The sequence below is a fragment of the Parabacteroides sp. FAFU027 genome, assembly GCF_022808675.1.
Classification (GTDB): domain Bacteria; phylum Bacteroidota; class Bacteroidia; order Bacteroidales; family UBA7332; genus CAXXIC01.
In genome coordinates this window covers 16,466-30,255 of the sequence record NZ_JAKZKV010000012.1, presented here as the reverse complement: position 1 = coordinate 30,255, position 13,790 = coordinate 16,466, and the positions used below count along the sequence as shown (strand labels likewise).

Genomic DNA, 13,790 nt, shown 5'->3' with positions numbered 1-13,790 from the left:
CTGTGCCTATGTGGGAAGAAAATAATGAAAAAACTCGCAATAATCACCACCCATCCCATTCAATACAACGCACCCTGGTTTAAAATGCTGGCGGAGCGAAAACGCATACAGGTGAAGGTGTTTTACACCTGGTCACAGGCAAAAGATGCGGTGCAGGACAAAACATTCGGTCAGGAAATTAAATGGGATATTCCACTATTGGACGGATATGAGTATGAGTTTGTAGAAAACAGATCTACGGATCCCGGAACTCATCATAAGAACGGGATAGATTGTCCCGGCCTGATTAGAGCTGTAGAACAGTGGAATCCGGATGAGGTATTGGTATTTGGTTGGTACCTGAAGAGCCATCTGGAGGTGATGAAACATTTTAAGGGTAAACTTCCTGTGAATTTCCGGGGAGACTCCACGCTGTTAAATGAACGTTTTGGAATAAAGACTGTCTTAAGACGTGTTTATCTGAGATACATCTATCGTTATGTTGACCGGGCATTTTACGTGGGTATTGAGAATAAAAAGTATTTTCAGGCTCACGGGTTAAAAGAAGAACAACTTGTTTTTGCCCCTCATGCCATAGATAATGACCGCTTTTTTGATTCGGAGGAAAAACAGTATGAACAACAGGCAAAAGCATGGCGGCACCGGTTGGGGTATAATGACGATGATATTGTCGTCCTTTTCTGTGGTAAACTTTACGACTTAAAAAATCCGGAATTGTTGATTTCTGCCGTTCAGCAAATCAATGACGAGTTACAAGCCAAAGGAGAAACAAAACGGATTAAACTACTTATGGTCGGTAGTGGCCCTTTGGAATCTACATTAAGAGAAATGGTCGGCTCAGATATTCATATCACCTTTCTTCCATTTCAGAATCAGTCAGCCATGCCTGTGGTATATCGTCTAGGTAATATATATTGCTTACCTTCACGAAGCGAAACCTGGGGGCTTGCGGTCAATGAAGCGATGGCCTGTTCCCGAGCGGTAATGGTCAGTGATAAAGTAGGATGTGCCAATGACTTGGTATCTGGAGAATATGGCGCCATATTCCGGAGTGGAGATCATGCAGATTTGAAGGAAAAGCTGAATTTAATATTGAATCAGGATATCTCTAAAATGGGGATTAAGGCCCGTGAAGTAATTGAAGCGTGGAATTTTGAGAATATATGCAAAGCAATCGAAGCAACAAAAGACTAAATATTAGCTATCGGGATATCACAGACATAAAGAAGGATCGGCGATACCTGATTCCTGTATTTTTCATCCTGAGCCTTTTCGTTACACACGGGTGGCTATCTGCTGTGGGACTGACCCTGTTTGTGTTTCTGTTATTCCGGTTTATCGTTGAACTGGAATATCGTTTCCCTATCGATACGGTCATTGTATTGATAGCATCTCTGCAGTGGATCGTGGGGCCTATATTAGCCTATTCCGGTTACAATACGCATTTTAAATACCACATGTATGTGGATGAAGATACTTATATGCATCTTGCAGTACCCGGCTGCCTGCTTTTCTGGTTTGGACTGACTTTGTTTAAAAACAGACAGGAGCAGGCTATCATCAGAAGCAGTCTCCGTTTCCTGAAAGATGTTCCTGTGAAGTATGCCTATGTGCTGATCGGGATCGGGATAGTGGCTCCTTTTGTCGGGAAAATGCTTCCGTTATATCTGGACTTTATATTTTGTCTGTTGGAGGTCTTTAAATATGTCGGATTCCTTTTTGTATTGTTTTCAGATCATGCCAAACGTAAATGGTGGGTTCTGGGCGGTGTTTATCTGATAACCTGTCTGGCTGCATTAAAAATGGCAATGTTTCATGACCTGATCTTGTGGTCGCTGTTTCTGGGGATTTATCTGGCCTATTATTTGAAAATAAGCATGAAAACCAAGGTGTTATTTTTGGTTGGAGGCTTCTTTATGATTTTCATTATACAACTGGTGAAAATGCAATTCCGGAGTGAAGTATGGAGCGGGGCTGTTAAAGGGAATGAGATTAGCGCTTATCGTGAATTAGTTTCAGAGCAAATGTCCGAAGGAGATATATTCAGGCACAATGTGGTCGAAACATTTATTTTCCGGATCAATCAGGGATGGATTATCAGCAGAATTATGGATTATGTGCCCATTCAGGAACCTTTTGCAAATGGAGAAACGGTAAAAGTGGCCATCAGGGATGCATTGGTTCCCCGTCTTCTCAATCCGGATAAAAAGAAGGCTGGCGGGCAGGAGAATTACACCCGGTTTACAGGCTATGAATTGCATGGGACCTCAATGGGAATTAGTGTTTTGGGTGAAGGATATGCTAATTACGGTGTGACAGGAGCTTGGCTGTTTATGTTTGCAGTGGGGGCTATCTTTTCATTTGCTTTATCCCAAACGATAAACTATGCGCGTAAATACCCTTCGCTGATTCTCTGGTTGCCGATGATATTTCTTCAGGTAGTAAAAGCCGAAACAGAGTTTTATGTGGTATTTAACTATCTGATAAAGAGTTTGATCATGGTTGCCCTGTTTATCTGGTATGCCAGAAAAAGACTGAACTGGACAATATGAAGGAGCGTATTACGTACATATTCCGGAAAAAGAGCCCCCGCTGTAATAGTATCGAGCAGGTGTTTTACGGTGTAATGGAGTGTCTGGATCCGGAATTATACCCGACTGCCTCATTTCATGTAAAGGAGAGCGGAGGTGGAATCAAGGCGATCATTTCCAATATTTGTGCAGTCCGAAAAACAGGCCGGGGCATCAGGCATATTACCGGTGATATTCATTATGTTGCGTTGGGTACTTCGTCTCCGTCGGTACTGACCATACATGATACGGGATCGGCATTGCAGGGGAATTTTATCAAACAGTTTCTGATCAAACTGTTGTGGTTCTGGTTACCGGCCCTGTGTGTGGACAGGATAACGGTAATTTCGGAATTTTCCAGGCAAGAGGTGTTGAGGTTAATCCCATTTGCAAAACGAAAAATACGGGTCATCCCCAACGCATACAGACAACAGATTGATCACGATCCGAAACCTTTTAAAAGCGCATGTCCGCGGATACTGCATCTGGGGACTAAATCCAATAAGAATCTGGAGCGGACTATCGAAGCGTTGAAAGGAATACACTGCGAGTTGATGATCATTGGGAAATTGACAGCAGCGCAACATAAACAGCTGGATCAAAGCGGTATATTATATCAGAATGAGTTTTTTATTCCCTTTGAACGTATCATAGAGCATTACAGGGTGTGTGACCTGGTCTGTTTTGCCTCTACCTATGAAGGATTTGGTCTGCCTATTCTTGAAGCACAGGCTACCGGACGTCCGGTAATCACATCCAGGGTAGCCTCTATGCCGGAAGTAGCCGGAGAAGGAGCCCTGTTAGTCGATCCCCTGAATATAGATGATATCCGGAATGCCGTAAACCGGATCATCTCTGATGAAACGCTGAGAGCCGGTTTGATTGCCAAAGGTCTGGAAAATATAAAACGTTTCACCCCGGAATCTGTCGCTATGCAGTATATTGATCTGTATAAGGAGATAGGAGGAATTTGCTAATTTGCAAATTAGCAAATTAGCAAATGACGGTATTCTGTAGAGACGTGGCCTGCCGCGTCTCTATTTATAGCCAACCGCGTCCCAATTAATATCCAGCCGCGTCCCTATTTAAAAATTGCATATTTCATAATTCAAGAAACGAATTACCATATTTACCAATCCGGCAAGCGGCATGAAGCCGCTGTCCGGTGTGAGGCCGCTGCCCGGTGTGAGGCGCAAACATTCTACGGTTTCATTCAGATAACGGACCCGTGATGTTGAGGCCGAATATCTACATTTGTCAATAAAAATACATTGTGAGGAAAATACTGATATTTACAGACTGGTTTCTGCCCGGTACGAAGTCGGGGGGGCCGGTTCGCTCTTATGCCAACCTGATCGCCCATTTCGAAGGGGAATATGAATTCAAAGTCATTACCCGCGATACCGATTACTGTTCGACTGAGCCTTACCCGGAGATTGCCGGCAATCAATGGAACAGGTGGTCAGCCAATACGGAGGTCTATTATATTTCACAGGATCAGTTAAACAGAGAGACCCTGAAGAAGCTGATCGAAGAGACTGCTTATGATGTGGTATATATCAACGGCATCTATTCGTGGAAATTTTCGGTTCTGCCACTGTTGTTATTGAGGAATTGTCCGGTAAGGATTATCGTTGCTGCGCGTGGGATGCTAAATCCGCAGGCGTTTTCGGTGAAGAAGACCAAGAAAAAGGTTTTTCTGGCATTTGCCAAAATGCTCAATTTATACCGGAACGTAACCTTTCATGCCACAAATGATGATGAACAAAGATATATCCGGGAGATTACCGGTCAGGGACAACCGGTGATTGTTGCCCCCAATTTACCCCGGAAGATACAGGTGCAAACCCCAAATAGCCGTACCAAAAAGGCCAATGAATTGAAACTGGTATCCGTTGCCCGCATTTCCAAAGAAAAAGGGACGTTGCATGCCCTGCACGCTTTGTCAACAGTGCAAACGGGAGAGGTTATACTGGATTTGTATGGTCCGGTATATGATCAGGCCTATTGGGAAGAGTGTCTGTCGGTCATCAACGGTTTACCCGCCTGTGTGAAGGTGAACTACAAAGGGAGTATCGATGGAGAGAAGGTGCCGGATGTCTTGCAGGATTACCATTTCTTTATTATGCCTTCGGAAGGGGAGAATTTTGGACATGCTATACTGGAGGCGCTTTCTTGTGGTTGCCCGGTTATCATTTCGGATATGACACCGTGGAAAGGGTTAATCGACAAGAATCTGGGCTGGGATATCCCGCTAAATGATCCGGATGGTTTGGTGAGGGCCATTGAGACCGCAGCAAAGATGGATCAGGCTGTTTATCAGGTGTGGTCATCTGCAGCATCGGAATATGCACGATTATTTTGCGAGAATCCGGAATTGATAGCGGCAAACAGACTGTTATTTGATTTATCCTGATGGTGTGTAGAGACGTGGCCTGCCGCGTCTCTATAATGAATAATGAAAAATGGGGGGGAGAGAATGAAAATAATTAAGAGAATTAAGGAATTAAGTGAGAGGTTTTTATAGATAGGTATTTATTGAGCGTGATTTCGAGTGCCTACCCGCTCGTTTCGCTCATATTAATAAGATTATGAAACTGATAGTAAATGCAGATGATTTTGGATTTAGTGCGGATGTAAACCAGGCGATAACAACTGTAATCAAGCAGCAAGCCTGTTCTAATACGACATTAATGGTCAATATGCCTGCAACTGATGAGGCGGTTGGTCTCTCTGTTCTGAACGGTTTTTCGGACCGGATTGGATTGCATTTGAACTTAACCGATGGTTTTCCATTGACAGATCCTATACGGGGTCAAAAACTTTTCTGCGATTCTGATGGGAATTTTAATACCGGATTTCACCGGGGGATTCATCGTTTTTATTTGAATAAAAAAGAAGAAGATGCGGTGAGACTAGAATTCTCGGCTCAAATAGAAAAATATTTGTCGTATGGTTTTGATTTAAAGCATATAGATTCGCATCATCACATCCATACTAATTATTCGATTTTCAAGATACTGATTCCGTTATTGAGAAAATATGAAATAAACAGCATCAGGCTGACACGGAATATGTTTGAAGAGGTTTCTTGGGGTAAGAATATTTACAAAAGACTGCTGAATAACAAAATCCGACAAATTGCGGTTACCAGTAACTATTTGGGCTCTATTTCGGATTTTGAAAAATACAGACATCGGATTCCGGAAACATCCATAGTTGAAATTGCGGTACATCCGGTTTTATCAGAAGAGGGTATTTTGGATATGGATGTTCCGTATTCCAAAGTTGTAGATGCGATAAGAGGAGAGGAATTGATTTCGTATAGAAATATATGGTGATTGATTTTACCACAGAAATGTAGAGACGTGGCCTGCCGCGTCTCTAACATGAAGAATGAAGAATGGGGAGAATAATTAATAAATCAAAGAATTAAGGGGAAGAAAAGATTACCATGTTTTTTATCGCATCAAAGCTATTTTATTCGTTGCTGTCACCGTTTATCTGGTTCCTTCTGATTCTGGCCGTGAGCCTTAAGACGAAAGCCGTCCGGAGAAAACGACGGTTACGAATAGCAGCATTTGTTATTTTGTTGCTGTTTATGAATCCGGTTTTGTTTGGTTGGATTGCCCGAAAATGGGAATATCCGTTTACTAACCGGAATGCTTTGCCGGGAAATGTAAACGTTGCAGTCGTATTGGGAGGTATGTCTGCTTATCACGAGGTAACAGGGCGAGTCCGTTATTTCCAGAGTGGAGACCGGCTCTTTCAGGCACTGGAGCTTTATAAAACGGGGCAGGTCAGGAAAATCGTAATCAGTGGTGGCTCTCCGAATATTCTGATCAAAGAGAAGCCGGAAGCGGAGTATCTGAAGGATTATCTGAGTCATATCGGAGTTCCGGATAGTGATCTGTGCATTGAAGCTCGCTCCCGGAATACGTATGAAAATGCGATATACACCCAAAAGGCATTCTCCGGTCAGGGTTGGAGAAAAAGAATAATTCTGGTAACTTCGGCTTTTCATATGAAACGGGCGCAGAGATGTTTTGAAAAAGCAGGATTTGCTGTGATTCCTTACAGTACGGATTGTTTGCAAAGTGTCGATGGTTATACACCTGGAGATTTCTTTATTCCGGATCCTGTTATGCTTTATAACTGGCAGCTGGTCATCAAAGAGTGGATTGGCTTTGTTGTTTACCGGATTAAAGGGTATGTTTAAATGAAGAATGAAGAATTAAAAATGAAGAATGAAGAGTGTAGAATGATGAGTGGAAAATGGACATTCTCTTTTTGTGTCTTCTTATATTTCTTCAATCTTCATTCATCTTTAAAAAATTAGAAATAGTGGCAACAGATTTATCCCAATTCAATAACCCCTGGTACAAACCGGGGAACAGAGTCAAAATATTGTGCTGGTATTTTGTCAATGTTCTCTTTTTTATTAATCCGTTGAATCCGTTTATGGGGATCAAATTGAAATTGCTCCGGCTTTTTGGAGCCCGGATTGGTAAAGGTGTCTGGATAAAGCCCGGCGTCAATATTAAGTATCCCTGGCTACTCAGCATCGGGGATTACTCCTGGATAGGAGAGAAGGTTTGGATTGATAACCTGGATAGTGTGACTATCGGAAATAACGTTTGTATTTCGCAGGGGGCTATGTTGCTTTGCGGAAATCATAACTATAAACTCCCTACCTTTGATCTGATCGTAAAACCGATTACGATTGAAGATGGTGTCTGGATCGGAGCACAAAGTACAGTTTGTACCGGCGTTACCTGTAAAAACCATTCTATTTTGACAGTTGGTTCTGTTGCAACAAAAGATCTGGAAGAAAAGGGTATTTATCAGGGCAATCCGGCGGTGAAGATAAGGGATAGACGGATTGGATCCGTAGAGACGTGGCCTGCCGCGTCTTTTCGTCAATGACGTGGCAGGCCGCGTTTTATATTCACAGACGTGGCAGGCCGCGTCTCTACAGAAATCAAAAAAACGAATATAGTAAACACAATACAATGAAACGAATACTAGTGACCGGTGGTGCCGGATTTATCGGGTCGCATTTGTGCGAGCGACTGTTGAATGAAGGGAATGAGGTAATTTGTCTGGATAATTATTTCACCGGTTCAAAAATGAATGTGGTGCATCTGATGGATAATCCCTATTTCGAAATGGTGCGTCATGATGTGACCCATACCTATATGGCAGAGGTGGATGAAATCTATAATCTTGCTTGTCCTGCTTCACCGGTGCATTACCAGTATAACCCGATTAAGACTATCAAAACTTCTGTGATGGGGGCGATCAATATGCTGGGACTGGCGAAGCGTGTACGTGCGAAGATTCTCCAGGCCAGTACCAGTGAGGTGTATGGTGATCCGCATGTGCATCCGCAACCGGAGAGTTATTGGGGGAATGTAAACCCGATCGGTATCCGTTCCTGCTACGATGAAGGAAAACGTTGTGCTGAAACCCTCTTCATGGATTACCATTTGCAGAACAACGTTAAGATTAAAATCATCCGTATCTTCAATACTTATGGTCCGCGTATGAATCCAGATGACGGACGTGTGGTATCGAACTTTATCGTCCAGGCATTGAAAGGTCAGGATATAACCATCTTTGGTGATGGACAACAAACCCGTTCGTTCCAGTACGTGGATGATTTGGTAGAGGGTATGTGCCGTATGATGGGTTCGCGTGAGGATTTCGTAGGTCCGGTGAATATCGGTAATCCGAATGAGTTTACCATGCTGGAGCTGGCTCAAAATGTGTTGGAGCTGACAGGTTCGAAATCAAAACTGATATATCAGCCTCTACCTCAGGATGATCCTAAACAGCGCCAACCAAATATTGACCTGGCTTACCGTGAACTGAATGGCTGGGAGCCGAAGGTGCAATTGCGTGAAGGTCTGATGAAAACGATTGAGTACTTTGATAGGCAACTGAAGGGTTGAGGGACTGATGGACTGAAGGAATGCAAGAAATTAAAGAATTAAGATAATTAAGGAATAGTAACCTGAGATTTTTGTCCACGAATTACACTAATTTTCCCGAGACTATTCGTGATTATTCGTGTGAATTTGTGGACAAACTTTTTACTGATAAATTGAATCCCTGCAAATGAAACTATCCATCATCACCGTCGCCTATAACAGTGCCGAAACGATTGCCCATACGATAGAGTCTGTATTGGAACAGAGCTATTCGGATATAGAATATATCATTGTGGATGGAGGCTCCAAAGACAATACGGTAGAAATCATCAAATCGTATGAGCCGCGCTTCAATGGCCGGATGAAGTGGATCAGCGAAAAGGATAACGGCCTGTACGATGCGATGAACAAAGGGATACGTATGGCTACAGGTGAGGTGGTGGGGATCATCAATGCGGATGATTTCTATCATCGGAATGATGTCATTGCACTAATCGCAAAGGGATTTAAGGAGGAACATGTGCAGGCTACCTTTGCAGATGTGCGATTTGTGAAGCCTGATAACCTGGAAAAGACGGTACGTTATTATGCCTGTAAGAACTTTGCACCCTGGCGGTTTCGTTTCGGATTTATGCCGGCGCATCCGACGTTTTTTACCTATAAGTGGTATTTTGATGAGTTTGGCTATTACAGAACCGATTATAAGATAGCAGCGGATTACGAGCTATTGATTCGTTTTCTCTATAAGCATAAGCTCAAATATAAATACCTGCACCTTGATGTCATGAAAATGCGGACAGGAGGGGCCAGCACTGCATCCGTAAAGAGTAACCTGATCCTTAACCGGGAGATAGTGCGTGCCTGCCGGGAAAACGGAATCTATACGAACCTGGCGATTCTCTCGCTGAAATATTTCGTAAAGGTGTGGGAGATGGTGGTTACTAAGGATTGAGGGGGTGAGGGATTGAAGGATTGAATTATGTAGAGACGTAGCCTGCTGCGTCTTTTGAAAAATGAATAATGAAAAATGAAGGGAATGAAAGAAATTAAATGAATGAAGGAATTCGAAGATGATATTTTTGTCCACGAATTTTCACGGATTGGCACGAAATGATAAGTGCATATTTGTGAATATTCGTGGACAACTTATTTTAGATTATTCCCGATAGTATATGCGTTTTACCCGGGTTGCTATAGAGGTGATGATCTCGTAAGGAATAGTTCCCAGTTTGTCTGCAATTTCCTGAACAGTCAGTTCTTCACCGAAAATGATCGCCGTATCGCCTTCCTGAGCGTCAGTATCGGTCAGGTCAATCATAGTGATGTCCATGCAAATGTTCCCGACGATTTTGGCTCGTTTGCCGTTTACCACCACTTCTCCCACACCGTTACTGAGGTGACGGTCCAGTCCGTCGGCATAACCGATAGGAATCGTGCCAATGCGGGAATCACGAGTCAACGTCCATTTACGGCCGTAACCGATGGTTTCCCCGGCTTTGATATCTTTAATCTGCAGGATGGTTGTTTTCAGTGTGCTGACATTGCGCAGTCCTTCTTCTCCACACGAGCTTACCCCATACAGACCAATTCCCAGGCGTACCATATCTTTCTGATGTTCCGGAAAGCGGAATATTCCCGCTGTGTTGAGGATGTGATGGAGCACTTTATAGCCTACTGCGGATTCAATACGTTCAGCGCACTGAGTGAAACGTTCGATTTGACGCAGGGTATAATCGTTGTGAGACTCGCTGTCACTGCCTGCCAGGTGGGAGAATACGGACCTAACCTTTAAAGCTGTTTGAGCGGTAAGCAGGTCGGTCAGTTCATCCATCTCTTCGGGCAGGAATCCCAGACGGTGCATACCTGAGTCTATCTTGATGTGCACGGGATAGTTGCTGATACCCTGCATTTCGGCAGCACGGATTAAGGCTTTGAGCAGTTTGAAGCTGTACACTTCGGGTTCGAGGTCATTATCAAAAAGGACATTGAAGCTGCTCATCTCGGGATTCATCACCATCAACGGCATGTAGATACCGGCTTTGCGCAGCTCTGCGCCTTCGTCGGCAACGGCAACGGCAAGGTAGTCACAGTGGTGTTCCTGCAAAGTCTTTGCTAACTCGTAGGAGCCGGCTCCGTAACCGAAGGCTTTCACCATGCAGACCATTTTGGTGGTCGGCTTCAGCTTGCTGCGATAGAAGTTGAAGTTGTGTACAATGGCATCGAGATTGACCTCCAGAATGGTTTCGTGTACCTTCAATTGCAGGCGGTCGGATATTTTTTCGAAATGAAACTCGCGGGCCCCTTTTACCAAAATCAACTCTTTGTCAAATGAATTGATAAGAGTCGATTGCAGGAATTCTTCCGTCGTTTCGTAAAAAGCCATTCCCATCGGGAACAGAGAGGCCTGGTCACCGATATTTTTGCCAATACCAATCAGTTTGTCAATCCCCTTTTGCTTCAGCAGATTCGCAACTTCAAGATAGAGCAGGTGGCTTGATTTGCCTGTCTGTTGCAGGTCGGATAGGATGAGCGTGCGCTTCAGGTCGGAACCTTTAGCCCGGCGCATCTGAAAATCCAGTGCCAGTTCGAGTGAATTGAAGTCGAGGTTGTAGGTGTCGTCGATAATGAGGCAATTTTGAATCCCCTCCTTCACCTCCAGACGCATTGCTACCGAATGGAGCTTCATCATCCGTTCCCTGATTTTATCCGGGGAAATCTGGAAGTAAAGCATTACCGCCAGACAGTGGATGGCATTCTCGATATTGGCATCTTCGGTAAAGGGAATTTCGAAATCCCCGTCGATGATTTGCAGGTAGTTGTATTGGATAAAGGTCGATTGCTCGCCTTTCTTTATTTTGGAAATGTAAAGTGGGGCATCCTGGTTTTTCTTCGACCAGGAAAGGAAATTTTCTCCGGCAATGGTGTTGAGGATACAGTGTTGGACGATCTGGTCGTCTTCCTCGTAAACGATGGTTTCGGAGTGGGTAAAGAGCTTCAGCTTTTCGAGACATTTCTGTTCTATGGACTGAAAGCCTTCCTGGTGAGCGCTGCCTATATTGGTCAGAATGCCGATTTCGGGTGCAATTACTTTTTCCAGACGCTCCATCTCTTCCGGCTGGGAAATACCGGCTTCGAAGAGGGCCAGTTCAGCCTGCTCATCCAACCTCCATACCGAAAGCGGAACCCCCGTCTGTGAGTTGTAGCTGCGGGGGGAACGCACGATACGCTTGTCTTCGTTGAGCAGTTGGTATAGCCACTCCTTGACAATGGTCTTGCCGTTGCTCCCGGTAATGCCGATAACCGGAATCTGAAAATGTTTCCGGTGTGATGCTGCCAGTTGCTGTAAGGCCGCCAGTGTGTCCTTTACTACCAGTAGATTAGCTTCGGTAAGACCTTCGAATATTGGCAACCGTTGGCTGATGACAAAGGTTCGAACACCTTTCTGGTAGAGCTCCGTGACATATTTGTGGCCGTCATTTTGCTTGGTTTTCAGTGCGAAGAATAGTGTTTCTTCCGGAAAAGAGAGGGAACGGCTGTCTGTCAGCAGGAGGCTGACCGGAGCGTCGTTCAGGATGTTACCCGACGCATGGATGATGCGTGCGATATCTGATACGAAGTAGGTCATAACTGTTCAAATAATTTGAGTTGCTCCTTGATTGTTGCAACTTCAGTTGACAGTGCAAAGGTCGGGCATTTTTTAGTTAATTGTTCTGCTTTAAGTAAATTCTGCTGCAAAAAGTTCTTATAAGATTCCGATTTGGGATTAAATGGACGGTGTTGGAGGGCTTTGTTTAGCTTCTCCCATTCTTCCATCAGGGATATGGTCTCTTTCGAAAGTTGAGTTTCGCAGAATCGTTGCCAGATGTAGTTGACCGCTTGCCCCGAGGGATGAATCATATCCTCGGCATAAAAGCGGTAATCGCGCAATTCGTCCATCACGATCTCATAAGCGGGAAAATAGCTGCAAAAATCGAACTCCTTCACCAATTGGTCAATAGCGAGCAGGAGGGTGGCTTTACTGAGTTGGTTTTCGTGTGCACCGTCCTTCCAGTGACGGATGGGACTCACCGTAAAGAGCAGCTTTAGCTTAGGGTTTTCCTCCCGTAGTTTTTCAATCAACTCCTTCCATTCTTTTGCGATTTGTCCTATGCTGATTCTTTCACGGTGAAAATATTTCTCCGGTAATTTGTGGCAATTGCTTACTACCTGTCCGGTTTCTTTTAAGTGATAAACAAAGGCAGTACCGAACGTGATAATTAACCGATCTGTTTCCCTCAGCCATTGGGCGGAACGAATCATTCGCTCATTAATCATAGAGAGACATTCCTGAGCATCTACTTCCGAGAAGCGGGAATGGTGAGCATAGCTGTGATAGACTCCGTGATGCTCAAACAGGTCTTTACCGGTAAATATTCGCCTTTCCAGCAAATCGCTCAGCGCTGATTTCAGCGACAACGGATTATACAATATCCCGAACGGATTAATATCGACCTGAAACTTATTGTCGGTCAGCTTTTCCCCGATATTCTCGGCAAAGCAGGAGCCAAGCAGCATCAACTTGTCGGTGTAACTGATAGGGGTGGGGGATACGGGTATTTCTATGGGGGTGTGGAGTTGCATGGCAAGGTTTTTTTTTCGGAGGATGAAGATAGTGATTTCTTCGAAGCGAACAGCGGCTTAACGCCGCTTGTCGTGTTAGGTGATGAATTTTTCCGGATTTAATTGTCAAAGATTTCACCTGTCGCGAATTTTGCGACAGCTCGATATTATCTTTTCCGGAAACTCAGTTTCCAGCTCCTCTTCATCACACCCTGGAAACTCAGTCGCTGGTCGGAACCGACCTCCGTTCTTGCTGGAAACTCAGTTTCCGGGCAGAACTGACTCCGGTTCTCGTTGGAAACTGAGTTTCCAGCCCCAACCGGACTCAGTTCTCGTTAGAAACTCAGTTTCCAGTCAAAACCGAGCCCGGTTCTTATTGGAAACTGAGTTTCCGGGTCAAACGGAGCCCGGTTGGAGCTGGCGACTGAGTTTTCGGTAAAGCGGACAGCGGCTTAATGCCGCTTGTCGCATTTAATATAGAATTAATTATATTGTCTTTTCAGGACGTCGATGGATGTTGTGATTTTATTTTCCCAAGGCGTTGCCGTTGTGCTGATGATGTGTTAGGCCTTCGGCCTGGAAGTAACAGGCTGGATGAGCCTCATCTGAGGTTTACTGGTTTGTTGCCGGCTGAGGCTCAGCCAATGAGAATCCGGTTCAGATCTTGTCGTCTGAGCCTCATCCGGGC

11 protein-coding genes are annotated in these 13,790 nt (G+C 44.4%); 9 read left to right on the top strand and 2 right to left on the bottom strand.

Translation table 11 applies throughout. The features are described from left to right. Positions 1 to 24: 24 nt before the first annotated feature. The 9 genes from MLE17_RS15560 (at position 25) to MLE17_RS15520 (ending at position 9,455) form a co-directional block, all read left to right on the top strand. Positions 25 to 1,194 (top strand): glycosyltransferase family 4 protein, encoded by a 1,170-nt coding sequence (locus MLE17_RS15560; protein ID WP_243349647.1) that lies wholly within the window; start codon positions 25 to 27, stop codon positions 1,192 to 1,194. Further along, positions 1,164 to 2,552: a hypothetical protein gene (locus MLE17_RS15555; protein ID WP_243349646.1), complete on the top strand. Its 1,389-nt coding sequence runs from the start codon at positions 1,164 to 1,166 to the stop codon at positions 2,550 to 2,552. Before MLE17_RS15560 ends, MLE17_RS15555 begins: the two co-directional genes overlap by 31 nt. After that, entirely contained in the window at positions 2,549 to 3,547 is a 999-nt protein-coding gene (locus MLE17_RS15550) for a glycosyltransferase family 4 protein (RefSeq protein WP_243349645.1), read from the top strand. The genes MLE17_RS15555 and MLE17_RS15550 overlap by 4 nt, the downstream gene beginning before the upstream one ends. 296 nt (positions 3,548 to 3,843) lie before the next feature. Continuing rightward, positions 3,844 to 4,986: a glycosyltransferase family 4 protein gene (locus MLE17_RS18930; RefSeq protein ID WP_243349644.1), complete on the top strand. Its 1,143-nt coding sequence runs from the start codon at positions 3,844 to 3,846 to the stop codon at positions 4,984 to 4,986. Positions 4,987 to 5,161: 175 nt separating this feature from the next. Further along, on the top strand, positions 5,162 to 5,911 hold the full coding sequence (locus tag MLE17_RS15540; protein WP_243349643.1) for a carbohydrate deacetylase: 750 nt from the start codon (positions 5,162 to 5,164) through the stop codon (positions 5,909 to 5,911). Between the two features lie 113 nt (positions 5,912 to 6,024). Further along, positions 6,025 to 6,789: a YdcF family protein gene (locus MLE17_RS15535; protein WP_243349642.1), complete on the top strand. Its 765-nt coding sequence runs from the start codon at positions 6,025 to 6,027 to the stop codon at positions 6,787 to 6,789. Positions 6,790 to 6,911: 122 nt separating this feature from the next. Next, positions 6,912 to 7,496, top strand: coding sequence for a WcaF family extracellular polysaccharide biosynthesis acetyltransferase (locus MLE17_RS15530; protein ID WP_243349721.1), 585 nt, complete (start codon positions 6,912 to 6,914; stop codon positions 7,494 to 7,496). A gap of 86 nt (positions 7,497 to 7,582) precedes the next feature. After that, positions 7,583 to 8,524, top strand: a complete 942-nt coding sequence (locus MLE17_RS15525; protein ID WP_243349641.1) for a UDP-glucuronic acid decarboxylase family protein — start codon at positions 7,583 to 7,585, stop codon at positions 8,522 to 8,524. A 166-nt stretch (positions 8,525 to 8,690) separates the two neighbouring features. Beyond that, on the top strand, positions 8,691 to 9,455 hold the full coding sequence (locus MLE17_RS15520) for a glycosyltransferase family 2 protein (RefSeq protein ID WP_243349640.1): 765 nt from the start codon (positions 8,691 to 8,693) through the stop codon (positions 9,453 to 9,455). Between the two features lie 204 nt (positions 9,456 to 9,659). On the opposite strand, the gene MLE17_RS15515 is transcribed toward MLE17_RS15520, so the two are convergent. After that, entirely contained in the window at positions 9,660 to 12,128 is a 2,469-nt protein-coding gene (locus MLE17_RS15515) for a bifunctional UDP-N-acetylmuramoyl-tripeptide:D-alanyl-D-alanine ligase/alanine racemase (protein WP_243349639.1), read from the bottom strand. Next, positions 12,125 to 13,123: a GSCFA domain-containing protein gene (locus tag MLE17_RS15510; RefSeq protein ID WP_243349638.1), complete on the bottom strand. Its 999-nt coding sequence runs from the start codon at positions 13,121 to 13,123 to the stop codon at positions 12,125 to 12,127. Before MLE17_RS15510 ends, MLE17_RS15515 begins: the two co-directional genes overlap by 4 nt. Positions 13,124 to 13,790 lie beyond the last annotated feature (667 nt).